This is a genomic window from Ruegeria sp. YTSA135 (assembly GCF_059610165.1).
On the sequence record NZ_JBXWNC010000004.1, the window covers coordinates 190,447 to 214,672 of the forward strand.

Here is a 24,226-nt window from a genome sequence, read left to right on the forward strand (position 1 = left end):
ATCCGGACCCTACGCGAGACACGCACAACCTGCCGCCGCCCTTTCCGCCCGAAAGGCGCGGCGGTTTTTTCTTAAAACTTTCCAGTTTGCATGCACGCAAGCTTCGCTTCAACCTTGGAGCGCCTGAAGAGAGAACAACAGAGTGCCTTAACGGCACTACATTATCTTGATACGTAAACGACGTGCCTAAGTGATAGGTCATTGAAAATAAATCAATACCTTTAGATAATCGGCCTTGATTAACGCGGGAGAGCGAACAGCTTTCTGGCGCACCGCTGCAAACACGTAATCAATAGTTTAGGGCAATCCCGATCCAGAACCTCAAACAGGAATCAGTTTAATTGGTCTGAACTGGTCTACGTCTTGCGCGCTGACGAATTACAAAAAAAGGTGTTTTAAGCACAATTAGCCTGTTCAGCCTTTTCAAAGGCTTCGGCAGTAGCCTCAAGCGCTAGCATAATCGACGCATGGCGGTTCTTGTAATCTCGTGCCGGAATCAGAACTTCCAAACCGTTAAACGGAGCATCCGGGGCAGGGCCAACCTTTTTCAACATGGCTGCCAGTTGATCGCGCGCTGTCTCCACTTGCGCGCGTGTTGCGCCGATGATCGCGCTGCCAACAACCGAAGCAGACGCCTGACCCAAAGCACAAGCTTTGACGTCCTGCCCAAAATCCGAGACTTTGCCGTCCTGAACATTCAAATCAACGGTTATGGTTGATCCACAAAGAGGTGACCGCTTTTTTACCGTGGCATCAGGATGATCAAGCCGGTCCAGATGCGGAATGTCTGCTGCCAGCGACAAGATGCGGCTAGAATAGAGTTTGATAAGGTCATTTTCACCGGACATGGCTTTACCTCTTTGCCTGTCCCCCATACATAGTCAGCCTCCACGGGGATGCAAAAGGTTTTTCTCATGTCCACGACTGTCGCGTTTGATCCATCATCTTTGAAGTACAACGAAGCCGGTCTGATCCCTGCCATAGCCCAAGACGAAAGCTCGGGCGAGGTGCTGATGATGGCCTGGATGAACGCGCAAGCCGTAGAAAAAACGTTGGAAACCGGTCGCGTCACGTATTGGTCGCGGTCTCGCCAGTCATTCTGGATCAAGGGTGAAACGTCAGGTCACGTGCAGGAACTTGTGGATTTCCGGCACGATTGCGACCGCGATTGCTTGCTGGTTCTGGTCCGTCAAACCGGCCCCGCCTGCCACACGAACCGCAGGACCTGCTTCTACACTGCCGTGCGTGACGGGAAAGAGGTTGAGCTGATGCCACCAATGGTTTGACCCTGTCACAAACCGACCAAGGCCCGGATATCCTCTGCGGCGGCACCGTCCGCCCGGTATTTTGAAAGCGCACGCGCGTCATCGCGTTTGGCCAACCGCTTGCCGGCCTCGTCGCGGATCAGCCGGTGATGAAGGTACGATGGTGTTGGCAATCCCAACAGGCGCTGCAAAACGACATGAATTCTCGTGGCCTCGAACAGGTCCTGTCCGCGCACGACATGGGAAATCTGTTGCGCGGCGTCATCCAGAACTACCGACAAGTGGTAGGACGTTCCCATATCACGACGCGACAGAACCACGTCTCCGATCGTGTTCGTCAACTCTTCCATCGAAAACGCGATCGATCCTGTCTCACCATTTGGTCCGGCACCGGTTTCCAGAAAGGAACCGATCTGAGCGCCAGGATCGTTTGATCCGGAAAGCACCCGGCAGGCAGCCGCCATATTCAACCGAAGCGGAATGTCCTTGGGGCGCGGTCCCTCTGCTGCGGATGGTCGGAACTTATCTCGGCACGTACCCGGATAAATGATGCCATCCGGCCCATGAAGCGGACGGCCTTCTTGCGGCGCACTGGCCGCTGAAGCAATATCTTTGCGGTTGCACGTACACGGGTAAAGCAAACCGCGGCCCCATAACCTGTCAAGCGCTGCGGTATAGACGCCCAATCGGTCGGATTGCCGCATCACGGGTTCAGGCCAGTTGAGACCAATCCAGCGCAAATCCCTGTAGATTTGATCTTCCCAGCTTAAACGAGAACGCGCGCGGTCAATATCTTCAATTCTCAGAAGGAATTGACCGTTCTCAGCCACTGCCAGATCATGGGCCAAAAGCGCCGAGTAAGCATGCCCCAAATGCAAAGGACCACTGGGTGAAGGTGCAAATCGGGTTCTAAATATCACGTTTTTTGAACAACATATACGTCAGACTTAAGGTCCATCCCCGGAAGGTGCGGGCCATACTCGCGAAATAGCAAACGTGCCGCGCCTGTGTCCAGCCAGTCATTTAGGCGAGAGGTATAAGAGATGTCGTCAAGCGTATGATCATTAAAGGAAAACGCAAGCAGTCCATCTTTGGGCAGGGCCCGCATCAATACGTCGAATACCGCAGGCGGAGCTGCGCCGGTGCCGATAACGCCGATTGCGGCAATTGCCTTGTAAGCATCTTGATCCAGAGGGTTTGGGTCCGTGATCTCGAAAGAAGAGAGCTTGCGATAAACGCCTTTAGCTGCCGCACCCTCCAACATCTTGGGGGATGGATCAACGCCGTCAATGACCTCAAAACCTACTGCGCTTAAGGCTACACCTGACAGGCCAGTTCCGCATCCGTAGTCCAGAATGGGCGTCTGCGGCTGGGGCAGTTTTGACCACAATGCCTCGGCCACGCGACCGGGGGTTGCATATCCTTGCGCGGCCACCTCGGAATCATAGGAGGATGCCCATTTCTGATAATGTGCGTGCGTGGCTTGCGGAGTGTCCAGGCCGTAAGTGTCCTTGAGATACTTATCGCTCATAGACTGATGTTAAGCGCGATAGCCCCGGTGCGTCCAGTCAGCTTTGCTCCAACCAGCGCGTCCACTCGGCTTTGGCCCGATCTGTATAGGCCTTGTAGCGGTCCTTGCGACCGCGACGTCCACCTTTCAAGCCGTCCACGGGGCGGAATAGACCGAAATTGACGTTCATAGGTTGAAAAGTCTTGGCCTCAGCTCCGCCGGTAATATGGTGGATCAGGGCACCCATCGCGCTGTCTTTCGGTATCTCGGGCAGGTCCAGACCCAGAATTTCGGCCGCGGCCAGCCGGCCAGCCAAAAGACCCATCGCCGCACTTTCGACATAGCCCTCAACCCCGGTGATCTGCCCAGCAAACCGAATGTTCGGTTTGGATTTCAAACGCATCTGCGCATCCAGAAGCGTGGGCGAGTTGATAAAAGTATTGCGATGGATCCCGCCAAGCCGTGCAAAACTGGCGTTTTCGAGCCCGGGGATCATTCGGAAAACCTCGGTCTGCGCACCGTATTTCATCTTGGTTTGAAAACCCACGATGTTGAACAACGTCCCAAGAGCGTTGTCGCGGCGCAACTGTACCACGGCATGTGGTTTGACGTCCGGCTGGTGCGGATTGGTAAGACCAACCGGTTTCATTGGGCCATGGCGCAGCGTTTCGCGGCCTCGCTCAGACATCACCTCGATCGGTAGACAACCGTCAAAGTAACCCGCGGTTTCGCCCTCATGGAATTCGGCCTTATCGGCGGCCAGCAACGCATCGATGAATGCCTCATACTGATCCTTGTCCATCGGACAGTTCAAATAGGCGGTCCGTTCTTCCTCGGTTTCGCCTTTATCATAACGTGATTGCATCCAGGCTTTGCTCATGTCGATGCTGTCGGCATAAACGATGGGGGCGATTGCGTCGAAGAAGGCCAGGGATTCGGCGCCGGTCTCGGCACGAATAGCTTCGCCCAACGTAGCCGAGGTCAAAGGACCCGTTGCGAAAATCCAATGGCCATCGTCGGGTAGGGTGGTCACCTCGTCGCCAGTGATCTCAATTCTTGGATGGCTGCGCAGTTTCGCAGTGACGGCTTCGGCGAAGGGATCACGATCGACGGCCAGCGCGCCACCGGCGGGAAGGCGGTGCGCATCGGCTGTCTTCATGATCAACCCATTTGCCGCCCGCATTTCCCAATGCAGCAAACCAACCGCATTCTGTTCGTCGTCATCGGACCGGAAAGAGTTTGAGCATACCATCTCGGCCAGATTGCCAGTTTGGTGTGCAAAAGTGCCCACTTTGGGCCGCATTTCGTGGATCACTACGTCCACGCCCATTTCCGCCGCCTGCCAAGCGGCCTCGGACCCGGCCATGCCGCCGCCCACGATATACAATTTCTGTGTCATGCGCTGCCACATAGGGCAGTCCAAAGCACAACGCAACAAAGACCAAATAGCGTTAGTATTTTAGGGGATCTTGGAGTCGCCGCTGCGGGAATGTCTACGCCGGTGAGAGAAACCAGCTTGGAGGGACCTTCCGCCCACGGCGACCCAAAAGTGTCTCCAGAGCCTAAGCTCTGTCCCAGCATTGCCACAGTGTCGCCCTTTTGAAAAGTGCTAAATTGCGAACAATGCTAAAAATTGTTGACAATAATCGCCTTATTGATGCCAGTTTGGCGGTCTTTTTTCGATAAATGCAGATATACCTTCTTCGGTATCTCGATGCAGCATATTCTGCGCCATTACGTCTCCGGTGTAATCGTAGGCTTGTTCAATCGGCATTTCTAATTGCTGATAAAAGGCCTGCTTCCCGATTTTGACGGCAGAGCCCAGCTTGTCCGCAAGCTGATTTGCAAGCGTCACAGTTTCATGCTCCAGCAGCATTTCCGGCACGACGCGATTGAGCAAGCCTAGCTCGACGGCGGTTTCGGCTGAGATGAACTCACCAGTTGTCAGCATCTCGAACGCTCGTTTGCGAGGAATGTTGCGACTGAGCGCAACCATCGGGGTCGAGCAGAACAGGCCAATATTCACGCCATTCACACCAAACCGCGTCCCTTCAGCCGCGACTGCCAGATCACACGTGGCAACCAATTGGCATCCCGCAGCCGTCGCGATGCCATGGACCTGCGCGATGACCGGCTGGGGCAGGGATCGAATCGACAGCATCATGCGTGCGCATCTGCCGAACAGATCCTGAAAATAGGCCTTGCCACCGTCCTCGGCCTGACGACCTGCCGTCATTTGTTTAAGGTCATGGCCTGCGCAGAACGCCTTACCTTCCCCCTTTATGATCACTGCCCGTACAGAGGAATCACTGCTGAGAGCGTCAAACTCGGCCTGAAGAGCGGCGAGCATTTCGTCGCTCAGCGCGTTCAGCCGGTCAGGCGCGTTTAGCTTTAGAGTGGCGACCGCGCCAGTGTCGTTACGTTCCAGAATTGCCATCTTGCTCTCCGTTGCGATGTTGGGCCAACTCTAGGTCGGCAAGTCGAGGAGGGAAAGCATGTCATTGGCAATGAGTCGGAACGATCTGACGGAATATATGGCGCAGATATTTCCGCAGGTGCATCGGGATTTTGTCATTGAAGAGCTCCATGAAGACTCAATCGTGATGCGGCTGGTTGTCGAAGACAGACATCTGAGGCCAGGGGGGACAGTGTCGGGCCCGTCCATGTTCGGTTTGGCTGATGTGAGCGTGTATGCATTGATCCTTGCGCGCAAAGGACGGCTTTCTCTGGCTGTAACGACCAACAGTTCTTTAGATTTTCTGCGTAAGCCCTTGGGTGGCAAGGACATGATCGCCCATTGCCGCATGCTGAAACTCGGTCGCAGTCTTGCCGTTGGGGACGTGCTTATGTTTTCCGAAGGGTCCGACAAGCCTGTCGCGCGGGCCACTATGACGTATTCGCTTCCACCTGAAGGATCAGCCGCGGCTGCGTTTGGATAAAAAAAGGCCGGGCAGTGCCCGGCCAGGAAGAGGTCCCATCGTGGGACTGGGGAAACTCAGCCCTGCCAGAATGGTCGGGTGTATTCTTTGCGTGCCTTATCCCGCGTCAGACCAACATCCTTCAAAAGTCTGTCATCCAGTTTTGACAAATTGAGTCGACTGCGGCGTTGGCGTTCCCATTTTGTGACGACCGCAGCAAACCGCACAGCCAGCGCGGCGATCAGCGGCAGCCGAGGACTGTCGTTAAGCAGCATGAGGGCGGGGTTTTGCATTGCGCGTGCCATATGGGTATCCTTTCAAAATTGTATTGACACAAAGCTAATACGCTTAGTACATTAACGTGATACATTCCGGATTGTGTCAAAAGCAAAGGAAGAATTGTAATGGATACAATTTGGCCCGAAGCACTGCCGGCATCCAAAGGGCCGAAATACACACTGGTCGCTGACACCATCCGAAAGGCCATCGATAACAAGATGCTGGAGGTCGGAGCAAAGCTTCCTCCGGTGCGAGAGTTGGCGTATCGGTTGCAGATCACTCCGGGAACTGTCGCGCGGGCTTATACCATTCTGACGGACGAAGGATTGCTACAAGCTGAGGTTGGACGTGGTACATTCGTAGCCCCGCCAAAATCTCCGATCTTGGATGATGTCTGGGCCCGGCAGCTTCACCTGCGCGATGACAAGTACAACGCCAATGTCAGCCTGTTCAGTCCGCGTTTGGCAGATGTGGGGCAGGTGGCTTTGATCCGCGAATGCTTGCAAAAGGTTTCCAAAGCTGATCCTGGCCTATTCCTGAACTATCCAACCCGAGACGCGTATCAACCGATGCGGCAGACCGTGGTTGACTGGCTGTCAGACCTTCCTCTGGGTGCGCTCTCGCATGATGACATCGTTCTGACCCACGGTGGTCAAAACGGGTTGTGCCTTGTTTTTCAGACCATCTTGCGCGGCACCAAGCCCCTGATTCTGATCGAAGATCTGTCGTATGCCGGATTCCGCCGGGCCGGTGAGTTGATGCGCGCTGATGTTGTCGGTGTAAAAATGGATAGATGGGGCATCGATCCGACCGATATGGAGCGCGTTCTTCGCCAAACTCAGGCTCAAGCTGTCTGCGTTTCACCAGAGGTGCAGAATCCCACAGGGGTGCACACGCCACTTGAACGTCGTCAAGAAATTGTGCAGGTGGCCCGCCGCTTTGATCTGCAGATTGTCGAGGACGATTGTTATCGCATGGGCGGCGCGCGCGCGCCGAGCTATCGCGCCCTTGCGCCCGAGCGGGGGTGGCATGTGACATCTATCTCCAAAACACTGACGCCAGCATTGCGCGTCGGGTTCGCCATCGCGCCACGGGAAAGAAGCGGAGATTTGCGGCGCTCCGCCGAATACGGATATTTCGGGCTGGCCCAGCCGTTGGCTGAGCTGACCCGCCTGTTGCTGTCCGACCCCAGAACGCGCCAGATAGCAAAGGACGTTCGTGCAAAGATGGGGGAATACGTCCGTGTCGCGGTCAATGCTTTGGGGGGATTTGAACTCAACTGGGCGCCGGACGTTCCTTTTGTTTGGCTTCATTTACCATCCGGTTGGCGCGCGGCCGCCTTCAGCCGTGCAGCCGAGCGTGAAGGGATCCAACTACGTTCAGCCGATGAGTTCGCCCTTCGCGACGGGCGCGCGCCGAATGCAGTACGCATCGCAATGAACGGGCATGTATCACTGGACAGGTTCGAAGACGCGATGCAGCGACTGCGTAAGTTGCTGGATAACCCGCCAGAGCAAATCAGTGTCTGATGTTGGGGTAAAATAATACCTATTTTGCAAGCTATTGAAATAGAACATTTTTAAAGCGCCAAGCGTTATTGACCTGCATCGCGCGCGCCTCTACATACGCTTCATCGAATTCGGGCCGCTCTGTCGTGGGGCGGTCTTTCACATCAAACAGGACTATCCTGCCATGAAAACCTTTTCTGCAACTCCTGCAGACATCGACAAGAAATGGATCCTGATCGACGCCGAGGGCGTTGTTCTGGGCCGTCTTGCTTCGATCGTCGCCATGCGTCTGCGTGGCAAGCACAAAGCGTCGTTCACCCCGAACATGGACATGGGCGACAACGTCATCGTGATCAACGCTGACAAAATCCAGATGACCGGCAAGAAGCGCGAAGAAAACTTCTACTGGCACACTGGCCACCCGGGCGGCATCAAATCGCGCACAAAGCAGCAGATTCTTGAGGGTGCCCATCCTGAACGCGTTGTGACCCAAGCGGTCAAGCGCATGCTGCCGGGCAACCGTCTGGCGCGTCAGCAAATGACCAACCTGCGCGTATATGCCGGTGCCGAGCACCCGCACGAAGCCCAGGCCCCCGAAGTTCTGGATGTTAAGTCCATGAACAAGAAAAACACCCGGAGCTAATGACCGATGGCTGATCAGATCAATACTCTCGAAGAGCTGAGCGCCGTCGCAGGCGTTGAAACCGTGGCCGAAGAAGTCATCGCGCGTGAACCCGTGCGCGACGAACTGGGCCGCTCCTACGCCACCGGCAAGCGTAAAGACGCTGTTGCCCGCGTTTGGATCAAGCCGGGATCCGGCAAGGTCACCGTGAACGGCAAAGACCAGGACAAGTACTTCGCGCGTCCGGTTCTGCAGCTAATCCTGCGCCAGCCGTTCCAAGTTGCTGGTGTTGAAGGTGAGTTCGACGTTGTTGCAACCGTCAAAGGCGGTGGCCTGACCGGTCAGGCCGGTGCGGTCAAGCACGGCATCTCAAAAGCGCTGCAACTGTACGATCCGAACCTGCGTGGCGCCCTGAAAGCCGCTGGCTTCCTGACCCGCGATAGCCGCGTTGTGGAACGCAAGAAATACGGTAAGCGCAAAGCGCGTCGTTCGTTCCAGTTCTCGAAGCGTTGATCGCTACGGGTTTCGAATTTCAAACGGTCGCAAGGAATTGCGGCCGTTTTCTTTTGGTCTACAGTTTTTCATTTAATAACTGATACGTAGAACTGGAGACTAAGATCCGCGCTCTGAAATCCTACGCAAGGCGTCCTCTGCGACGCCCATGAATTTTTCTCTGATCTGATTGATCTTGCGCCGGTTCAAAAACTGAAACCAGCGGCGAACGGGGAATATCTGCTTGCTTCCAAAGCTGTCGATCCAAACCCAACGGCCAGATTCGTCAGGAAAAGTCTGAAAAACAATATTTCTGGTATTTTTGTTGCTGATGAGGACTTTCTCCTCAATAAGTTCATCAAAATGTTTGTCCAGACAATCCAAATGATGTGGCGTGAGGCGTCCGCTTTCGGCCAACTCCTGAAGGCTGGGCGACAATTGCCCGTCGGGATCGGAAATCCGTTCGTATACAAGGGCAATACCGATATCGGTTTGCACTACACCTCTAACCTCGCAAACAGGAATGGGATCACTCCTGTTTTGAAAACGAACCATAAGGTCAAATGATTCGTGAAACTCTCGCAGGAAACCTTTATAAACTGTAGATCGCCGAAATTTGCGATCAAACCACGAGTCCGTCACGAGGCTAGCCTGACCATTCGTCGTATGTGGCTGTGGTACTTTTAGAAGTGTATTCGGGTCGTCCGGATGCTGATAAACAAATTGACGGTTACCCTGAGAAATCACCTGAGAGTTTTTCAACTTTAATTGGTTTTCGATTCGAAAAGTCTTCATGCCAGAAAACTATAACATTCTTGTGATGACACAAACTGAGCCAGCGCCGCGCTTTTTGCCTTGAACATGCAATAGGCTTACCCAAGCTCACCCAGAGGAAAATAATTGGTCAGATCTAGTATAAAGACTTCGATTTGCGGCAAATTGAAGAACAGCCGATCCGACCTCGTGTAATCAGGCGTAAAGTGCTTTAAAAAAATCTCACCATATGCGAGATGTTGATCTTCTATGCAGTAATAATCACCTTCCCACCGCTCTTTTTCAGCGCAGACGCCAGATTTGGCACCAAAGCCTTTAGTGAAAGCCGTTCAGAGATATCGGTTTTCCATCGCCCATCGGCAAAGCGGGCTTGCACCTCGGCTACCACGCGCGCCTGATCTTCCGGCGGCGTGGATGTAACCCAGTTGGTCAGCCAGAACCCTTCAATCTGTTTGCCCATAAAGATCAATTGTCCACTCTGGGTCAGGGTTGGAGCCTCGGCGCTGAGTTTTCCATAGCAGATCCAGCGCGCGCGGTTAGGCATGGCGCAGAACACCTGTTCAGACAGTTGATCAACCACGGCATCCAGAAAAACACGGGGTTTCAGATCTTTGCAAACCTGACTGAAGTCCTGCACAATGTTGGGGTGCGTTGTCACTAACACTTCTGCCGCCCCAAGCTCTTTCAACGTCTTCCTCGTTTCCGGTCGCCGGACCAGCGCAATTGGCTTCAGGCCAAGATCGCGGCCAAGACTGCACATGAGCTTTCCCAATTGACTGGTGGCCGCCGAAAGAACGAAAGCATCCCCGGACGCTCGCGCTATATCGACCATCGCCATTGCCGTCAGCGGGTTCACGATCTGTGCGGCGCCGTCTTCGTCGGAGATCTCGGGGCGAAGCGGGATGCACATCATTGCCGGGGCCAGCACGTACTCTGCCCACGCACCGGAACCCGCGGTGATGAAAGCGACGCGTTGACCCTGCAACGCCTCGGCCCCTTTGCCGGTGACCACAACATCACCGCAGCCCTCAAACCCGGCAGCAGCGCCTTTGACGCGTGGTTGTCCATACTCACCCTTGATGAAATGAATATCGGATGGGTTGACCGAAGCCGCGCGAAGTTTGATCAGAACCTGCCCGGGGCCGGGTTCAGGTACCGGCAGCTCGGCCTCAGCCAACCACTCCGCAGCATCGTCGATGTATGGGCCGGTGGGCGACCCTGTGAAACCGTCATGTAGCAGCACGGTTGCGAACATGCTTTTGGGCAGGGTGGTCATGTTTGTTCCTTGTTCTTGTGCAGATCAGCTTGGCCGGCGAAGCCTTACCAGGGCAAACCACGGCGGCAACAGTATAGCTAGCGAAGGTATGAGTTTACCCTCGACTGCTTCGCAACCAATCAAATGCTATGGGGCACGTCAATCGACCGGCAGCCTGACGTTGATGGAGCTTTGAAAGTGTCACAAAAGACGGGCAGCCCAAAAGAACAACCCGTTTGCTTTACTGTCCTGTCAGAAGGTCGCGAAGCTCTTGGATCTTGGTCGCTATCAACTCAGGCGACGCCTGTATGTCATCCAGAATCTTAATGGCTTGTGTTTTCAGGTCCTGTGCCAAATTGCTTTCCTGAACCGACGCGACGATGGTGTCGTAGTCAAAATTTTCGAGGGTAAGCGCGCCTTCCTCAATCCACGAATTCAAGAGGTCTTGACCCTGGTTAGCCAGTGCAGCGACATCCTCTCCGGCCTGATTGACCAAATCACTGGCCGCTTGCCCGGCCTGGTCCGCCGCTTCAGTCGCCTGTTCAGTAATGGAAGAAGCGGCTTCATTTGTTTCCTCAGCCACGGCGTCTGCGGTTTCGCTAGCAGCGTCGGCCGTTTCGCTGACTGCCTCGCCTGCATCCTCAGTCGCGGCCTGGACTTGCTCAGCTGGGGTGGGTTCAGGTTGTGCTGCGAAATAGTAAACCCCGGCAGCTGTTGCGACGATAACTACAATCACGAGAAGTGTACGCGACATAACTCTCTCCTTTGAAAATGTGTCTCAAAGCTGATCCAAAATTAGCGATTGCCTATTCAGAAATCCCGAAAACTCTGTTCGAAACTTGGATTGGGCCATGCTGCGCCGATCCGTCATCGAGTGACGGCGATTTCATGCCGCTAGCGCTTTGGCTGTTATGCGGAGAACCTTCTTGGATTGTCAGGTCAGCTTGCGTTACCTGGCAAGTGGCGGTGGACGCAGTCCAGAGTGAACCAGTCTCAGGTCGAAATTCCCTGCTAACAGGGAATTTAAAGGGTATATTTGCAGTTTTTCGTCGATTTGGCCTGTTTCTTGAGTATTTTTCCGATTTTTATAGAGCGATTACAACGTGTTATTGAGCAATTCCCTGCTCTTTAAAGAACAGGGAATTTGTTGCGAGGAACAGAGAAATAATTCGGCAGAACAGGGAAGAAAACTAACCGAGCAGGGAAGGGGCCTCATGACGCGTTAATAGGGTCGACCTGCTCCCGAGTGACGGCTTGCGCAGCCTAAGCGGACACTCCGCCAGAGTGCGGCGAACGACGGCTCCGAGCCGAGGCTGTGTGAAGATACTGTCAGACGGATTCGAACTCGTCTCTGTTAGGCCATTAACGCTGTCCTTTATCCCGCGCCAAGTTCGCGCCACTCGGCAAGAGCGGCGCTTCGATTCAGCTTAAAGTTTTCTCGTGAGTAAAGGTGGCGTTCCTGATTGAAATGGTTGTGCACTGAGGAATGGACTGAGGCGAATTTCTGCAAACTTCGCATGCGCCGGAAGCGGAGCATCGCCCGCTCTCTTCGTCGGAACGGCAGGTGCGAATTCTCTGCTCGGTTGTTCAGCCAGCGACCGGTTTCCTGACGATCCGCCGCCCCGATTTCCTTCAGAGCCGCACCGTAGGAACGCAACTTGTCCGTGACGAATACGTGTGGACGGCCATGCCGCTTCACTAATTTCCTGAGAAATTTCAATGCCGCTTTCTTGTCGCACGTCTTGGTAACGAAGCTTTCAAGCACCTCGCCTTCATGATCGACGGCCCGCCACAGGTAGTGGCGTTCGCCATTGATCTTCACGAACATTTCGTCCAGATGCCAACGCCATTGACTGGATCGCATGCTTTCAATCCTGCGCTTCCGGATCTCCGAGGCAAACATTGGACCGAAACGGCGCCACCAAAACCGAACCGTTTCATGGCTGATTTCGACACCTCGCTCGTGCAAAAAATCTTCCACGTTGCGGAGCGACAAGGGAAACCGGACGTACAGCATCACCGCCAGTCGAATGATTTCCGGGCTGCTTTGAAAGCCCTTAAACGGGTCAGATTTGGTCATGTCATGACGCTATTGGGCAACCGTGACCGTCTCAACCGGAATCTTTCTGACAAAGCCCTCCAGAGGTTATCCGCTTGCCCATGATGTTGCGCCTTCTCTGCGAAGCACTGACTCGCAAAACTTGGGTGAATGACGGCATAGGTCATTTCGCAAGCATTGATGGTTCCCTAAAGGAGTTAACAACTAATTAGGATCACACTCGGGGCTTAGCCTAGCGGTCGCTATCACCGGCGTCATGAAAAGGAACCCCCAATGGCGTCCTCAAGCCAAGTGTTTCGGGCAGGTCTCTCAATACTGGCAAATCATCGCTCAATTGCAGTGCGGTTGACTCAATTGCCGACAAAAAGTCTTCAACCAGCTCATCATCCACGATTGTTCGTGTGACCAATGTTGCAACAACAGACAGGCTTGGGACTTTCTTGTTAGGTGTTCCATACAGCGAGAGATCAATAAAGGCCCTTTGATATGTGGCGCCTTGGTCAAGTAGCTCGCGTATTACCGGTCCATCAAAGCTAACGATCCTTGCTCCACATCGCTGAATAGCATCTGTAACCAACGCACTGGGATGTCCCACGACCAGAATTGTCGCGTCGATTGTACCCTCGCAAAGTTCATCTACCGCGGCCGCTGGGCGTAGTTCCTGTAAATCTCCGAATTCATCCAAAGAGAAATCAAGCGCGTCCATCAAGTGTTTTACCGTAGCATTCCTCCCTGAAGCAGGGCGGCCTATGTCGACGGTTTTTCCCAATAGATCAACTGCGCTTGAAATATCGGATTCCTGCGAAACGAGTATAGTGACGGTCTCTGGGAACAACGCAGTTACAACCCTTAGGTCGTTCATTGGCGGCAAGCCTTTAAATGGGCCAGTTCCACTGAAAGCGGCGCTTTGCCAATCCGACTGAACGATTGCAAACTCCAAAGCGCCGTCGCGCAATGCCTTTAGATTGTAGATTGAGCCCGTCGATGGCTCGGGGCTGCACCGGCGTCGGGAGTCGTCAAACCGGTTGAAAGCTTCGCAGAGAGACTGGGCAACTGGATAGTAATTTCCCGATATGTCGCCGGAGCCTATGCTGAATAAAGTGACCGGTTGTGCAGCTGCGTGTTGCTGACAACAAAGACAAAGTATGACTAAGATGCTCTGTAAGTACTTTTTCATTTTACCGATCCATACTCGCTCTTTCCGACATAGCGGACTACGATCACCATGCCTGAATTTGTGTATGACATCCCAACAAACTCTCTGGCGATATGGTTTGTTATTGTATCGCTTTTTGCGGTCTTGGTTGGATTATTTGTTATCAAGCCGGTACTCAGAATACTTCTCGGGACGGGTCCGAATTTTAATGCGTCAATTAACTACGTCACGTCAGGGTTCAGCTTGTTTTATGGATTGTTGCTCGGCCTTCTTACTGTTGCAGCATACCAGAACTCTGAACGCGTCAAAGAAAGCATCTTAAATGAGGCAACAAGTCTGGGATCGCTGTACGCACAGCTAAACGTCTACCCGGAACCATTCAGGAGCGATGTAAAATGGCAGCTCCGAGATTACACGCTCTTTACCATTTACAAGGAATGGCCCGCCCACAGAAAAGGTGAAATTCTGGATGGCGGATATGGCCGCGCGGAAGCTATCCGGCGCAATTTGGCAACGTTCGAACCGCAGACGGCTGGCGAGAGGATTGTTCACACAGAGGTCATTTCGTCGTTTCATGATTTTGCGGATGCAAGGCAACGGCGTCTGGCGGGCGTGGTGACCGCCATCCCCATTGTCTTATGGCAAGCTGTATTGGTAGGGGCTGGGATCAGTATCCTTCTGATGACAATACTGCGCATTCGCATACTGCAACATATCGTGCTGGGTAGCATTACAGCACTGTTTCTGGGTGTTATCCTGTTCGTCATAACCACACTCGACCGCCCTCTGCGCGGCGAAGCCGCACTTCCACCGGAGCCATTCGAAACTTTGTGGGCCAGAGCAATGATCTGGGACGAACCTGAAGGAGAACGCTTCTGACATGGCTGACTTTCAAGTTCGAAACATAGAGGGAATGCGGCAGGTTCGGATCGATATGCATGATGAAACCGTACGCGCGGCCAGGGGCGCTCTGTCCAACTTCTCAGGTTCAATATCTTTCACACCAACACTGCCAGCTTTAGGCGATGTGTTCCGGAGTTTTTTCGCACGTGAGTCGCGGGTAAGACCATTCTATTCCGGCACAGGGTCTATACTGCTGCAGCCCTCCGTTGCGGGGTTCCACGTTTTTGACGTCGAATTGGGCGAGACCTGGATCCTTGAGCCGGGAGAATATTGGGCTAGCGAGGCTTCGGTCGATTTAGGTCTGCACCGTGATCCGTTTATGTCCAGCTTTTGGGCAGGAGATGGTTTTTTCGCGTGGAAAACGACGGTAAGTGGCAAGGGTAAGGTCGCGATTAACGCCCCGGGGCCAGTTGAGGAAGTCCACGTTACAAACGGAGAATTAAAGGTTCAAGGCCGCCTTGTTCTAGGTCGTACATCTGGTCTGAAATTTAGGTCGGTTCGACCAGCCAGCTTCCCCCGAAACCTAATATCCGGCCAGCAAAGGCTCAGGTTGTACGAGGGCACAGGCAAGGCGCTTGTTTCTTGGACACCCTACTGGAATGAGTACCTTCATAGTCGAATGACCGAAGGTGAGAGCATTAGGTCAACACTGTTTGAGTGACTAGACCTCAAAAAATTTAAGCGAAATCGAGAACGTCGGTAAAGTCCGCAACTCAGTCGTAGGCTCCATAGATTTCCCTGCACCAACGACGAAGGTCCGCTTTCCTTGCTGCGATGCAATTGTTTGCTTTGGTCGATTTTGTTGCCGCATCAGCGAAAGCCGCGACTTCAATCCGGCGGCTCTGGGCTCGGAGCAGACATTCGCCGCGTCGGGTACCAACGGCCGCTGTTTCGAGGTTAGCGCCGGTTGGGATGCGCCGAAGTAGCCGCCTTCAGTGTTGAAATTGGCATTCTCCACTGGACTTCGCGCGGCGTTCGAGCGTCAGTGTCCGTGTCGCGGCGCACATGTGCCGCGGGTCTCCGCCCGGACCTCCGGGCTTTTGTCGGTACAGGCGCTGGAATGGTCCGGTGCCCTGAACCGAAGGAGACCGAGATGAGTGACCAACAACCAACCGCAAGCATCGAGCCGAGAAGCGCCAGGAGAACAGGCGCTGCGGCGAAGCTACCGAAGTCTGCGCGCCTCGAAGCGATGCTGCGCCGCCCGAAGGGCGCGACGCAGAAGCAGCTGGAGAATGGGCTTGGCTGGCAGCCGCACACGGTGCGGGCCGCGATCTCACGGCTGCGTAAGGCGGGCGCGGTCGTGACGCTCGACCGGAGCGTCCGGACACCCACCTACCGGATCGACAGCGGGTCATGACAGCAGTGGACATTGAAGCTCTTCCGGAGCGCCTTGAGGAGATCGCGGCGATGGATCGCGCGGCCTGCGCAGAAGCGCTTGCGGCTCTGGCAGGGATCACCGTGCCGCCGCGCTTGCGGGCAGAGACCCTACGGCGGCTCCTGGCTTATGAGACACAAGCGCGCACCCTTGGCGGCCTGACAGCGCAGGAGCGCAGAACGCTCCGGGCCGTCGCAACTGGGAAGGCGGGCAGGGATGCCGGTGTCGCATCCCCCGGCACGTACCTCGTTCGGGATTGGAATGGGCGGACCTACCGAGTCGAAGTCACCGAAACCGGTTATGTGCTAGATGGTACAACCTATGCCTCGTTATCGGCCATTGCGAAGCGGATCACGGGCACCGCCTGGTCAGGGCCGCGGTTCTTTGGGCTGACAGGAAAGCGCTCGGCATGAGCAGAACCCGCTGCGCCATCTATACCCGCAAGTCGAGCGAGGAGGGACTGGACCAGGACTTCAACTCGCTGGATGCACAATACGAGGCCTGTGCGTCCTATGTTGCCAGCCAGCGACACGAGGGCTGGGTATTGGTGAAAGAGCGCTACGATGATGGCGGCATCTCAGGCAGTCATCTCGACCGTCTCGCACTGCAACGCCTCATGGACGATGTCGAGGCCGGGCGCGTCAATCGGATTGTTGTCTACAAGATCGACCGTCTGACACGGTCTCTGACTGACTTTGCCAAGCTAGTTGAGCGGCTTGACGGGGCAGGGGCGTCGTTCGTCTCGGTCACCCAGTCCTTCAATACAGCCACCAGCATGGGGCGTCTCACGCTGAACGTTCTTCTCTCATTCGCCCAGTTCGAACGTGAGGTGACGGCCGAGCGCATCCGAGACAAAATCGCGGCCTCAAAGGCGAAGGGCCTCTGGATGGGCGGCAATGTGCCGCTCGGCTACGAGGCTGAGAACAGGACACTGCGCATCGTGCCTGAGGAAGCCGAAACTGTCAGAACCCTCTTTGATCTCTATGAACAGCTTGGAACGGTCACGGCGGTCACAAGGCAGGCGGCCAAGCTTGGGCTCAGGTCGAAACGTCGAGCGGGGCGAGATAGCACGAAACGCGGCGGGTCGATCATGGGCCGAGGACAGATTCATCATGTTCTTTCCAACCCGGTTTATGCCGGGCGCATTCGTCACAAGGACCTTGTCCACGAGGGCCAGCATGACCCGATCATAGACCCAACGCGGTTTGATACTATCCAGGCCCAACTGATGGACAAGTCGGCCAAGCCACGAAGCAAACCTGCAGCCACCCATCCCTCACCGCTGGCGGGCAAACTCTTCGACGAGACCGGCGATCGACTGACACCCTCGCATGCCTCGAAGGCTAGCAAGCGATACCGGTACTACATCTCCAGACGTCTTATCGCCGGGGGTGGAGGCGACGCCGGCCTCGGTTGGCGACTTCCGGCGGACCGGCTGGAACGCAACCTCGGGCGCGCCGTTCGAGAGCACCTGATCACAAGTGTCGAACGCGGGAACATTGGTGTAGCCGATGCAGGGTCGATCGCGCGGCTTCGAAGCCATGTCGAGGCCCTTGGCGATGGCGTGCTGGATTGCGTCGACACGGTGCGGCTTGGTAACGGCTTGCTCAGAGTCGATTTGTATGCGGGCAAGGTTGCCGATCTGCTCTCGATAGCGCCGAACTGCATCGCATCAGAGGTTTTGTCGTTCGGCCGTCCCTTCAGCCAACGTCGTCGTGGCGTGGAAAGCCGGTTGATCATCGGCACCAACCAACCCGCCAAAGATGACATCCTGATCGCCAATATCGCGCGGGCAGAGCAATGGCGGTCTGCCCTTTGCAACGGGGACGATCTCGCCTCCATCGCCGCCCGCGACGGCATCACCGTCAAATATCTCGGCGAGATGCTGTCCTTTGCCTTCCTCGCGCCCAAGCTCGTCCGGGCCATTCTTGAAGGTCGCCAGCCATCCGCGCTGACAATCAACTGGCTCCGACGTCACGGCCTGCCCATGCCCTGGGCCGAGCAGGAGCGCATCCTCGCGCAAATCTGATCCTTACCAGCATCGCTAAGTCCACTCTGGAAACCGGTCTCTGAGACTTTTAGAGAAAACGGCCCATATGCCGCGCCAAATAACAGTCTCTGGATGCACGATGTCCCGTTAGTCCCCGGAAATACGGGAGAAAGTTGGCTCAAGCAAAAGTGCACAACTGAGACGGGGCTTTGTGGCGGAGAGACAGGGATTCGAACCCTGGGTGGGCTTGCACCCACAACGGTTTTCGAGACCGCCCCGTTCGACCACTCCGGCACCTCTCCGCGGGGGTCTGTGAGGGGGGGATTTAGTGAGGAACGCGCAGGGGTGCAAGCAGAAAATTCCCGAATCTCATCATCACGGGATTTTCCATTGCCACAGGGATTAAATCACCTAGGCTCTGTGGTATGACCTATCTGCTTCGCCGCACCGCCCTGATTACTTCGTTCATACTTCTGACGTCCGCCTTGTTGCCGGCGCAGACCTTCGCCGCCGGACGCGACAGGATAGAAGCGTTTCTGACCACAACGGGGTTTGACGTAGCTTTGGAGAGCATTGCTTTGTCGTCCGCATCAGCGCCACAGATGCTGGGAATCGACCCCGACGGGTTCGGTTCCGATTGGAAGCGGCTTACCGAAGACGTGTTCAACATCGAAGGTATGCATGAAACTGCCGTATCGATTTTGGAACAAACGCTGAGAGATGAGGCGCTGAACCATGCGGTTGAGTTTTATGCTTCGGATTTGGGTCAGCGGTTGGTCGAGGCGGAAAACGCGTCCCACTTGCGCGAGGACGAAGACGCCAAGCAACAAGAGGGGCAGGAAATCGTAGCCAATCTTATCAAAGAGGGTTCAAGCCGGGTTGAAAACCTCAAACGCATGAACACGGCAATTGATTCCAGCGGGACAGCCCTGCGCGCACTGCAGGAAATCCAATTGCGGTTTCTGCTGGCCGCAAGTGCTTCGGGCGTAATCGATCTGCAATTGAGCGCAGATGAACTACGCGAAATGATGCGACAGAACGAAACCGGCATGCGCCAAGCGTTGCAGATGTCTGCGCTTGCAGGAGCAGCCTACACCTATCAGGATTTTTCTGACGCGGATGTTGTCGCATATGCTGACGCCCTGGAGCAGCCATTGATGCAAGAAGTCTATGAGCTGCTCAACGCCGTTCAGTATGAGATTATGGCGATGAAATTCGAAGATCTCGCTGCGAGGATGGCGGACTTACATCCCGCTCAGGATATCTGATGCGCCTGATTGCGGTCGTACTGACATTTTTTGTATCAGCCTTTCCGCTGCAGGCGGAGGAAAGAGTTGACCGGTTGTTGCACGCTTTACAACTGGACGAAGTCATCGACATCCTACGCGACGAAGGTGAAATACTGGGGCAAAACCTGCAAGAAACGTTTCTGGACAATAAGGGCGGTCCGGTCTTTCTTGATCAGGTTGCCCGGATTTATGACGCCGACAAAATGCGCCTGTATGTCGAAGAGGTGTTTGATGAAACGCTTTCTGACAAACAGCTGGACCAAGCAATCCTGTTCTTCGAAAGCGAGCTTGGTCAGACCCTTGTGTCACTCGAACTATCGGCCCGTGTGGCGTTGTCGGACGAAACGATCGAAGAGATGGCGCAGGATAACTACAAAAACGCGGACCGTGACGCGGATCTGTATCGGCTGGTGGATGAGTACATTCAAGTCAACAATCTGATCGAAGAGAACGTTCAAAATTCGATCAGCGCAGACTACAATTTTTTCCGCGGACTGAGCATTGGTGCAGGTCAGAACGAAGCGGAACTGCTGACGCAGCTTCTTGAACAAAAGGACAGTACCACCGAAGAAACCCGCACCTGGCTTTATTCCTTTTTCCTGTTGGCCTACAAACCGCTGAGCGACGCCCAGATGCGCGAGAATATCGCGTTTTCGCGGACCGAGACGGGAAAGGCCGTCAATACAGCCCTTTTTGAGAGCTTTGATCAGATGTTCGATGCGATCTATTTTCAGTTGGGTGAGGCGGTCGCACAGGTACTCAAAGGATCAGATCTTTAGGCCCGCATTTTTTGTTGACTTTCCTTCCTACAATATGGATAAGCGCGCATCCCGGCCGGTTTCTCCGCGCCGGGTCTCGTTATTATTGACCCAACGGGCTTTCCCCTGGGTCTTCACACAGCCCGAAAAGGGCGCGCTGTTCGAGGTGGCGAAAGCCAAAACACCCAGCCGGGGACCACAGAACGCGGTTTGAAAAAGGAAAGACGCATGTTTGCGGTCCTCAAGACTGGCGGCAAGCAGTACAAGGTTCAGGCGGGCGATATGCTCCGTGTTGAAAAACTGGCTGCCGACGCAGGTGAAAAAGTTCAATTCAACGATGTTCTCATGCTGGGCGGCGACGCCCCGGTTGTTGGTGCACCTTTCGTTGAAGGCGCAGGCGTTCAGGCCGAAGTGATCGAACAGATCAAAGGTGACAAGGTCATCAAGTTCGTCAAGCGCCGTCGTAAGCACAGCTCGAAGCGTACCGTTGGCCACCGTCAGAAGCTGACACTGGTCAAAATCACCGACATCCTGTCGTCGGGCGCTGACAAGTCGGGCATCAAAGCTGCAACCGGGTCTGCTCCGGCTGGCGAAGCGGCACCTGCTGCAAAGCCTGCCAAGAAAGCAGACGCCAAAGCAGAGGCACCCGTCGCTGCTGCCGCTGACGATCTGACTCTGTTGAACGGTGTCGGTCCTGCCGCTGCCAAAAAGCTGAATGAGGCCGGTATCGAGAGCTTTGCCGCTCTGGCCGCCTTGTCGGACGACCAGATTGCTGCTATCGACACCATCAAAGTGAAACCCGAATGGGTTGAGCAGGCCAAAGAACTGGCTCAAGGCTAAGGAGAGAGAGAATGGCACATAAAAAAGCTGGCGGTTCCTCCCGTAACGGTCGCGACTCAGCAGGTCGTCGCCTTGGCGTGAAACTGTATGGTGGTCAGGCGGCTATCGCAGGCAACATCATCGTACGTCAGCGCGGCACTAAGTTCTGGCCGGGTGAAGGCGTAGGCATGGGCAAAGATCATACCATCTTTGCAACTGTTGATGGCGCCGTGAAGTTCCACAAGGGACTAAAGAACCGCACCTTTATTTCGGTCCTGCCAGTGGCGGAGGCCGCAGAGTAAGCCGAAACCCAGAAGGTTTTTGAAAATTCATGGGGGACCGGCAGAAGATGCCGGTCCCTTTTCTCGTTTTAACGCAGTTTTGATGAATCGCCCCGATGACCTGTTCAGCAAGCTACATACCTGTCCGTTTAAACGGCCCGGTTACACGCGCTGCTAATGATCGCCGGGGAACGGATATCCAATGTTGGCGCATATAAGATTTAGAGTCGCGTCAGAATTTACGTTGTGTTCGGAGGAGGAACGCACAGATGAAGCTGGAGACAATCATTAACCAACCGGTCATAGAAACCGAACGGTTCGACCTTCGCCCGTTGCGTCGGTCGGATATGGGTCTCATCGAACATTACGCCGGTGATGAGCGCGTGGCGCGCATGACAACGTCGATCCCGCATCCTTTACCGCCGGGGTCGAGCGAGGCCTTTGTCACCCGCGCGATGGCTGAAGACCGGGAAGAAGATGTTTGGGCCATGGACGCGACCAAGGATGACGGGCCTGAGCTGATCGGCCTGATTTCGTTGACGCGGTTGGATCGCAATCAGACCGAAGTGGGTTATTGGGTGGCCCCGCTTTATTGGAACACGGGCATTGCGTCGCTCGCAGTGGAGACGTTGGTCAACGCAAATCCGTTGGGGAATGCGACCATGTTCGCCAGTGTGTTTCAGGATAATCCGGCCTCGGCCCGTGTGCTGACCCATTGCGGGTTCCAGTATCTTGGCGATGCCGAAAGCTATTCCGTGGCGCGCGATGCAAATGTGCCCACGTGGACGTATAGTAAAAAACTCTGACTTGTGGCCGATGGGGCCTTTGCAGTAGGGGACAGTCATGAAATTTCTCGATCTTGCAAAGGTCTACATCCGGTCCGGGGCCGGTGGTAGCGGCTGCGTCAGCTTCCGACGCGAAAAATACATCGAATACGGCGGACCCGATGGCGGGGACGGCGGAAAAGGTGGCTCGGTCTGGGTTGAGGTCGTGGATGGGCTGAATACCCTGATCGACTTCCGCTATCAGCAGCATTTCTTCGCCAAAAACGGCCAGCCGGGTCGCGGGCAACAGCGCACGGGCAAGGATGGTGATGACATCGTTCTGCGCGTGCCTGTCGGCACCGAAATTCTGGACGAGGACGAAGAAACGGTTATCTGCGATCTAACAGAAGTGGGCCAGAGGTTTCTGCTGGCCCAAGGTGGAAATGGCGGCTTTGGCAACCTGCACTTTAAGTCCTCTACCAACCAGGCGCCGCGTAGGGCCAATCCGGGGCAGGCTGGAGTCGAGCGCACGATCTGGCTGCGGCTGAAACTGATTGCCGATGTGGGTCTTCTTGGCATGCCCAACGCGGGCAAGTCGACCTTTCTAGCCGCCACTTCGAACGCACGCCCGAAGATTGCCGATTATCCGTTCACCACCCTGCACCCCAACCTCGGCGTCGTCGGTGTCGACAATGTCGAATTCGTGGTGGCCGACATCCCCGGCCTGATCGAAGGCGCGCATGAGGGCAGGGGTATCGGCGATCGGTTTCTTGGCCACGTCGAACGCTGCGCCGTTCTGCTACATCTTGTTGATGGAACGTCCGAAACGGTTGCCGAAGACTACCGAACAATCATTAACGAGCTTGAGGCCTATGGCGGTGAATTAGCCGAAAAGCCCCGGATTACGGTACTGAACAAGGTCGACGCGCTGGACAGCGAAGAACGCGATCTTGCCAAAACTGAATTGGAAGAGGCGGTGGGCGGCCCGGTGATGACCATGTCAGGTGTGGCCCATCTGGGTGTAACCGACGTACTGCGCGCATTACGGGCACAGATTGACGAGAACCGCTTACGGCAAAAGCCCGCTGAGGAGGCGAGGACGTGGCAACCCTGACCTCTGCCAAACGACTGGTGGTCAAAATCGGGTCTGCTTTGCTGGTGGATCGGAGCTCGGGTTTGTTGCGGTCGGAGTGGCTGCATTCATTGGCAAAGGACGTGGCTTGGCTAAAGGGGCAGAGTACGGATGTCATTCTGGTTTCATCCGGCTCAATTGCCCTAGGGCGCGGGGTGCTGGGTTTGCCGATGGAAACATTGGCGCTCGAAAAATCTCAGGCCGCGGCTGCTGTTGGACAAATCCGGCTAGCGCGCGCTTATGAAGAGGCGCTGACGCCACATAAGATTAAGACCGGGCAAGTTCTGGTCACGCTCGAAGATAGCACCGACCGTCGCAGATACCTGAACTCTCGCGCGACGCTGGAAACATTGCTCAGCTTGGGCGTCGTTCCGATTGTTAACGAAAACGACACGGTGGCGACCGATGAGATCCGCTATGGTGACAATGACCGGTTGGCGGCGCAGATCGCGGTCACGGTGGGCGCGGATCAGCTCATCCTGTTGTCGGACGTGGACGGATTCTATACTGGAAATCCGAATGATGACGCCACGGCCACGCGTTTCGACGTGATCGAAGAAATCACCTCTGAGATTGAAAACATGGCGGGGGATGCCGGATCAGGCTTGTCCAAAGGCGGGATGAAGACCAAGCTGTTGGCGGCCAAGATGGCGACGGCTGCGGGATGTGATATGGCAATTACTGAAGGATCGCCTCTGAACCCCTTGAAGACGCTTGAGAATGGGGCAAATTGCACGTGGTTCACGGCGACCTTGGACCCGCATGCGGCGCGGAAACGCTGGATTTCTGCGATGAAGCCACGCGGTGAAATCGTGGTTGACGCCGGTGCCGCCCGCGCGCTTGGCAATGGGAAAAGTCTGCTTCCCGCTGGCATCGTTGAAGTGACCGGAGATTTTGGCCGCGGTGATCCGGTGGCTATTCTGGATCCGGTAGCCCGCCGCTTGGCGCAAGGTCTCAGCCGATACACCGCGCAAGAAGCCGACGCAATTAAAGGGCGCAAGTCTTCGGAAATTGAGGCCATTCTTGGTTATCCAGGACGGGCGGTCCTGATCCACCGAGACGATTTGGCGCTGTAGA

The 24,226-nt window shown here is 55.2% G+C and carries 28 protein-coding genes and 1 tRNA gene; 17 read left to right on the forward strand and 12 right to left on the reverse strand.

Going from position 1 to position 24,226, the window contains the following annotated elements; genetic code table 11:
• Positions 1 to 395: 395 nt before the first annotated feature.
• Entirely contained in the window at positions 396 to 848 is a 453-nt protein-coding gene (locus tag AC2FIT_RS07390) for an iron-sulfur cluster assembly scaffold protein (RefSeq protein ID WP_496828098.1), read from the reverse strand.
• Between the two features lie 48 nt (positions 849 to 896).
• On the opposite strand from AC2FIT_RS07390, the gene hisI reads away from it, so the two are divergent.
• On the forward strand, positions 897 to 1,286 hold the full coding sequence (hisI, locus tag AC2FIT_RS07395; RefSeq protein WP_496828100.1) for a phosphoribosyl-AMP cyclohydrolase: 390 nt from the start codon (positions 897 to 899) through the stop codon (positions 1,284 to 1,286).
• A 5-nt stretch (positions 1,287 to 1,291) separates the two neighbouring features.
• Here hisI and gluQRS read toward each other — a convergent pair whose 3' ends face one another.
• From gluQRS to AC2FIT_RS07415, 4 genes are all read right to left on the reverse strand, one after another.
• On the reverse strand, positions 1,292 to 2,185 hold the full coding sequence (gene gluQRS, locus AC2FIT_RS07400) for a tRNA glutamyl-Q(34) synthetase GluQRS (protein ID WP_496828102.1): 894 nt from the start codon (positions 2,183 to 2,185) through the stop codon (positions 1,292 to 1,294).
• Positions 2,182 to 2,796, reverse strand: coding sequence for a class I SAM-dependent DNA methyltransferase (locus AC2FIT_RS07405; protein WP_496828104.1), 615 nt, complete (start codon positions 2,794 to 2,796; stop codon positions 2,182 to 2,184). Before AC2FIT_RS07405 ends, gluQRS begins: the two co-directional genes overlap by 4 nt.
• A gap of 37 nt (positions 2,797 to 2,833) precedes the next feature.
• Entirely contained in the window at positions 2,834 to 4,174 is a 1,341-nt protein-coding gene (trmFO, locus tag AC2FIT_RS07410) for a methylenetetrahydrofolate--tRNA-(uracil(54)-C(5))-methyltransferase (FADH(2)-oxidizing) TrmFO (RefSeq protein ID WP_496828106.1), read from the reverse strand.
• A 252-nt stretch (positions 4,175 to 4,426) separates the two neighbouring features.
• Positions 4,427 to 5,212 carry an enoyl-CoA hydratase gene (locus AC2FIT_RS07415; protein ID WP_496828108.1) on the reverse strand — a complete coding sequence of 262 codons (786 nt, stop codon included), beginning with the start codon at positions 5,210 to 5,212 and terminating at the stop codon, positions 4,427 to 4,429.
• Positions 5,213 to 5,270: 58 nt separating this feature from the next.
• Between AC2FIT_RS07415 and AC2FIT_RS07420 the strand changes: the two genes are divergently transcribed.
• Positions 5,271 to 5,714 carry a PaaI family thioesterase gene (locus AC2FIT_RS07420; RefSeq protein ID WP_496828110.1) on the forward strand — a complete coding sequence of 148 codons (444 nt, stop codon included), beginning with the start codon at positions 5,271 to 5,273 and terminating at the stop codon, positions 5,712 to 5,714.
• Between the two features lie 56 nt (positions 5,715 to 5,770).
• Here AC2FIT_RS07420 and AC2FIT_RS07425 read toward each other — a convergent pair whose 3' ends face one another.
• On the reverse strand, positions 5,771 to 5,998 hold the full coding sequence (locus tag AC2FIT_RS07425; RefSeq protein WP_496828112.1) for a DUF1127 domain-containing protein: 228 nt from the start codon (positions 5,996 to 5,998) through the stop codon (positions 5,771 to 5,773).
• A gap of 99 nt (positions 5,999 to 6,097) precedes the next feature.
• Here AC2FIT_RS07425 and AC2FIT_RS07430 point away from each other — a divergent pair, with 99 nt between their 5' ends.
• The 3 genes from AC2FIT_RS07430 to rpsI all read left to right on the forward strand — a co-directional run bounded on the left by AC2FIT_RS07430 (position 6,098) and on the right by rpsI (position 8,615).
• Positions 6,098 to 7,501 carry an aminotransferase-like domain-containing protein gene (locus AC2FIT_RS07430; RefSeq protein ID WP_496828113.1) on the forward strand — a complete coding sequence of 468 codons (1,404 nt, stop codon included), beginning with the start codon at positions 6,098 to 6,100 and terminating at the stop codon, positions 7,499 to 7,501.
• A 163-nt stretch (positions 7,502 to 7,664) separates the two neighbouring features.
• On the forward strand, positions 7,665 to 8,123 hold the full coding sequence (gene rplM, locus AC2FIT_RS07435; RefSeq protein ID WP_039536983.1) for a 50S ribosomal protein L13: 459 nt from the start codon (positions 7,665 to 7,667) through the stop codon (positions 8,121 to 8,123).
• Between the two features lie 6 nt (positions 8,124 to 8,129).
• Positions 8,130 to 8,615: a 30S ribosomal protein S9 gene (gene rpsI, locus AC2FIT_RS07440; RefSeq protein ID WP_496828114.1), complete on the forward strand. Its 486-nt coding sequence runs from the start codon at positions 8,130 to 8,132 to the stop codon at positions 8,613 to 8,615.
• Positions 8,616 to 8,714: 99 nt separating this feature from the next.
• Here the strand turns inward: rpsI and AC2FIT_RS07445 are convergent, their stop codons facing one another.
• From AC2FIT_RS07445 to AC2FIT_RS07465, 5 genes are all read right to left on the reverse strand, one after another.
• The gene (locus AC2FIT_RS07445) at positions 8,715 to 9,389 is read right to left on the reverse strand and encodes a YrbL family protein (protein WP_496828116.1); all 675 of its coding nucleotides are present in this window, start codon (positions 9,387 to 9,389) and stop codon (positions 8,715 to 8,717) included.
• A gap of 226 nt (positions 9,390 to 9,615) precedes the next feature.
• Positions 9,616 to 10,644 carry an alcohol dehydrogenase catalytic domain-containing protein gene (locus AC2FIT_RS07450; protein ID WP_496828118.1) on the reverse strand — a complete coding sequence of 343 codons (1,029 nt, stop codon included), beginning with the start codon at positions 10,642 to 10,644 and terminating at the stop codon, positions 9,616 to 9,618.
• A 220-nt stretch (positions 10,645 to 10,864) separates the two neighbouring features.
• Positions 10,865 to 11,377: a hypothetical protein gene (locus tag AC2FIT_RS07455; protein ID WP_496828120.1), complete on the reverse strand. Its 513-nt coding sequence runs from the start codon at positions 11,375 to 11,377 to the stop codon at positions 10,865 to 10,867.
• Between the two features lie 621 nt (positions 11,378 to 11,998).
• Complete coding sequence (locus AC2FIT_RS07460; protein ID WP_496828122.1) at positions 11,999 to 12,703, reverse strand: IS6 family transposase; 705 nt, start codon at positions 12,701 to 12,703, stop codon at positions 11,999 to 12,001.
• 211 nt (positions 12,704 to 12,914) lie between these two features.
• Complete coding sequence (locus tag AC2FIT_RS07465; RefSeq protein ID WP_496828124.1) at positions 12,915 to 13,859, reverse strand: TAXI family TRAP transporter solute-binding subunit; 945 nt, start codon at positions 13,857 to 13,859, stop codon at positions 12,915 to 12,917.
• A 48-nt stretch (positions 13,860 to 13,907) separates the two neighbouring features.
• Here AC2FIT_RS07465 and AC2FIT_RS07470 point away from each other — a divergent pair, with 48 nt between their 5' ends.
• The 5 genes from AC2FIT_RS07470 (at position 13,908) to AC2FIT_RS07490 (ending at position 18,145) form a co-directional block, all read left to right on the forward strand.
• Positions 13,908 to 14,717: a bestrophin-like domain gene (locus AC2FIT_RS07470; RefSeq protein ID WP_496828126.1), complete on the forward strand. Its 810-nt coding sequence runs from the start codon at positions 13,908 to 13,910 to the stop codon at positions 14,715 to 14,717.
• Position 14,718: 1 nt separating this feature from the next.
• Positions 14,719 to 15,402 (forward strand): AIM24 family protein, encoded by a 684-nt coding sequence (locus AC2FIT_RS07475; protein ID WP_496828128.1) that lies wholly within the window; start codon positions 14,719 to 14,721, stop codon positions 15,400 to 15,402.
• 432 nt (positions 15,403 to 15,834) lie between these two features.
• On the forward strand, positions 15,835 to 16,098 hold the full coding sequence (locus tag AC2FIT_RS07480) for a DUF3489 domain-containing protein (RefSeq protein ID WP_496828130.1): 264 nt from the start codon (positions 15,835 to 15,837) through the stop codon (positions 16,096 to 16,098).
• The gene (locus AC2FIT_RS07485; protein ID WP_496828132.1) at positions 16,095 to 16,529 is read left to right on the forward strand and encodes a DUF2924 domain-containing protein; all 435 of its coding nucleotides are present in this window, start codon (positions 16,095 to 16,097) and stop codon (positions 16,527 to 16,529) included. Before AC2FIT_RS07480 ends, AC2FIT_RS07485 begins: the two co-directional genes overlap by 4 nt.
• Positions 16,526 to 18,145: a recombinase family protein gene (locus AC2FIT_RS07490; protein ID WP_496828134.1), complete on the forward strand. Its 1,620-nt coding sequence runs from the start codon at positions 16,526 to 16,528 to the stop codon at positions 18,143 to 18,145. Before AC2FIT_RS07485 ends, AC2FIT_RS07490 begins: the two co-directional genes overlap by 4 nt.
• Positions 18,146 to 18,318: 173 nt before the next feature.
• Here AC2FIT_RS07490 and AC2FIT_RS07495 read toward each other — a convergent pair.
• Positions 18,319 to 18,408: transfer RNA gene (locus AC2FIT_RS07495), tRNA-Ser, on the reverse strand.
• 123 nt (positions 18,409 to 18,531) lie between these two features.
• Here AC2FIT_RS07495 and AC2FIT_RS07500 point away from each other — a divergent pair.
• The 7 genes from AC2FIT_RS07500 (at position 18,532) to proB (ending at position 24,225) form a co-directional block, all read left to right on the forward strand.
• Positions 18,532 to 19,374 (forward strand): DUF2059 domain-containing protein, encoded by an 843-nt coding sequence (locus tag AC2FIT_RS07500; RefSeq protein WP_496828136.1) that lies wholly within the window; start codon positions 18,532 to 18,534, stop codon positions 19,372 to 19,374.
• Positions 19,374 to 20,174 (forward strand): DUF2059 domain-containing protein, encoded by an 801-nt coding sequence (locus AC2FIT_RS07505; RefSeq protein WP_496828138.1) that lies wholly within the window; start codon positions 19,374 to 19,376, stop codon positions 20,172 to 20,174. The genes AC2FIT_RS07500 and AC2FIT_RS07505 overlap by 1 nt, the downstream gene beginning before the upstream one ends.
• Before the next feature lie 207 nt (positions 20,175 to 20,381).
• Positions 20,382 to 20,993, forward strand: a complete 612-nt coding sequence (locus AC2FIT_RS07510) for a 50S ribosomal protein L21 (RefSeq protein ID WP_496828140.1) — start codon at positions 20,382 to 20,384, stop codon at positions 20,991 to 20,993.
• 11 nt (positions 20,994 to 21,004) lie between these two features.
• Positions 21,005 to 21,274 carry a 50S ribosomal protein L27 gene (gene rpmA, locus AC2FIT_RS07515; protein WP_010440093.1) on the forward strand — a complete coding sequence of 90 codons (270 nt, stop codon included), beginning with the start codon at positions 21,005 to 21,007 and terminating at the stop codon, positions 21,272 to 21,274.
• A gap of 248 nt (positions 21,275 to 21,522) precedes the next feature.
• Positions 21,523 to 22,059 carry a GNAT family N-acetyltransferase gene (locus AC2FIT_RS07520; protein ID WP_496828142.1) on the forward strand — a complete coding sequence of 179 codons (537 nt, stop codon included), beginning with the start codon at positions 21,523 to 21,525 and terminating at the stop codon, positions 22,057 to 22,059.
• 37 nt (positions 22,060 to 22,096) lie between these two features.
• Complete coding sequence (gene obgE, locus AC2FIT_RS07525; protein ID WP_496828144.1) at positions 22,097 to 23,131, forward strand: GTPase ObgE; 1,035 nt, start codon at positions 22,097 to 22,099, stop codon at positions 23,129 to 23,131.
• On the forward strand, positions 23,119 to 24,225 hold the full coding sequence (gene proB, locus AC2FIT_RS07530) for a glutamate 5-kinase (RefSeq protein ID WP_496828146.1): 1,107 nt from the start codon (positions 23,119 to 23,121) through the stop codon (positions 24,223 to 24,225). The genes obgE and proB overlap by 13 nt, the downstream gene beginning before the upstream one ends.
• The last annotated feature ends 1 nt before the right edge of the window (position 24,226 follow it).

What these genes read in the sequence shown, in the direction of transcription:
- AC2FIT_RS07500 (WP_496828136.1), top strand. Translation starts at nt 18,532, where the DNA reads ATGACCTATCTGCTTCGCCGCACCGCCCTGATTACTTCGTTCATACTT.
- hisI (WP_496828100.1), top strand. Translation starts at nt 897, where the DNA reads ATGCAAAAGGTTTTTCTCATGTCCACGACTGTCGCGTTTGATCCATCA.
- AC2FIT_RS07475 (WP_496828128.1), top strand. Translation starts at nt 14,719, where the DNA reads ATGGCTGACTTTCAAGTTCGAAACATAGAGGGAATGCGGCAGGTTCGG.
- AC2FIT_RS07420 (WP_496828110.1), top strand. Translation starts at nt 5,271, where the DNA reads ATGTCATTGGCAATGAGTCGGAACGATCTGACGGAATATATGGCGCAG.
- AC2FIT_RS07470 (WP_496828126.1), top strand. Translation starts at nt 13,908, where the DNA reads ATGCCTGAATTTGTGTATGACATCCCAACAAACTCTCTGGCGATATGG.
- AC2FIT_RS07425 (WP_496828112.1), bottom strand. Translation starts at nt 5,998, where the DNA reads ATGGCACGCGCAATGCAAAACCCCGCCCTCATGCTGCTTAACGACAGT.
- rpsI (WP_496828114.1), top strand. Translation starts at nt 8,130, where the DNA reads ATGGCTGATCAGATCAATACTCTCGAAGAGCTGAGCGCCGTCGCAGGC.
- AC2FIT_RS07510 (WP_496828140.1), top strand. Translation starts at nt 20,382, where the DNA reads ATGTTTGCGGTCCTCAAGACTGGCGGCAAGCAGTACAAGGTTCAGGCG.
- AC2FIT_RS07490 (WP_496828134.1), top strand. Translation starts at nt 16,526, where the DNA reads ATGAGCAGAACCCGCTGCGCCATCTATACCCGCAAGTCGAGCGAGGAG.
- AC2FIT_RS07505 (WP_496828138.1), top strand. Translation starts at nt 19,374, where the DNA reads ATGCGCCTGATTGCGGTCGTACTGACATTTTTTGTATCAGCCTTTCCG.
- AC2FIT_RS07480 (WP_496828130.1), top strand. Translation starts at nt 15,835, where the DNA reads ATGAGTGACCAACAACCAACCGCAAGCATCGAGCCGAGAAGCGCCAGG.
- rplM (WP_039536983.1), top strand. Translation starts at nt 7,665, where the DNA reads ATGAAAACCTTTTCTGCAACTCCTGCAGACATCGACAAGAAATGGATC.
- AC2FIT_RS07390 (WP_496828098.1), bottom strand. Translation starts at nt 848, where the DNA reads ATGTCCGGTGAAAATGACCTTATCAAACTCTATTCTAGCCGCATCTTG.
- AC2FIT_RS07465 (WP_496828124.1), bottom strand. Translation starts at nt 13,859, where the DNA reads ATGAAAAAGTACTTACAGAGCATCTTAGTCATACTTTGTCTTTGTTGT.
- AC2FIT_RS07450 (WP_496828118.1), bottom strand. Translation starts at nt 10,644, where the DNA reads ATGACCACCCTGCCCAAAAGCATGTTCGCAACCGTGCTGCTACATGAC.
- AC2FIT_RS07405 (WP_496828104.1), bottom strand. Translation starts at nt 2,796, where the DNA reads ATGAGCGATAAGTATCTCAAGGACACTTACGGCCTGGACACTCCGCAA.
- AC2FIT_RS07445 (WP_496828116.1), bottom strand. Translation starts at nt 9,389, where the DNA reads ATGAAGACTTTTCGAATCGAAAACCAATTAAAGTTGAAAAACTCTCAG.
- AC2FIT_RS07430 (WP_496828113.1), top strand. Translation starts at nt 6,098, where the DNA reads ATGGATACAATTTGGCCCGAAGCACTGCCGGCATCCAAAGGGCCGAAA.
- AC2FIT_RS07460 (WP_496828122.1), bottom strand. Translation starts at nt 12,703, where the DNA reads ATGACCAAATCTGACCCGTTTAAGGGCTTTCAAAGCAGCCCGGAAATC.
- rpmA (WP_010440093.1), top strand. Translation starts at nt 21,005, where the DNA reads ATGGCACATAAAAAAGCTGGCGGTTCCTCCCGTAACGGTCGCGACTCA.
- AC2FIT_RS07415 (WP_496828108.1), bottom strand. Translation starts at nt 5,212, where the DNA reads ATGGCAATTCTGGAACGTAACGACACTGGCGCGGTCGCCACTCTAAAG.
- trmFO (WP_496828106.1), bottom strand. Translation starts at nt 4,174, where the DNA reads ATGACACAGAAATTGTATATCGTGGGCGGCGGCATGGCCGGGTCCGAG.
- AC2FIT_RS07455 (WP_496828120.1), bottom strand. Translation starts at nt 11,377, where the DNA reads ATGTCGCGTACACTTCTCGTGATTGTAGTTATCGTCGCAACAGCTGCC.
- obgE (WP_496828144.1), top strand. Translation starts at nt 22,097, where the DNA reads ATGAAATTTCTCGATCTTGCAAAGGTCTACATCCGGTCCGGGGCCGGT.
- AC2FIT_RS07520 (WP_496828142.1), top strand. Translation starts at nt 21,523, where the DNA reads ATGAAGCTGGAGACAATCATTAACCAACCGGTCATAGAAACCGAACGG.
- AC2FIT_RS07485 (WP_496828132.1), top strand. Translation starts at nt 16,095, where the DNA reads ATGACAGCAGTGGACATTGAAGCTCTTCCGGAGCGCCTTGAGGAGATC.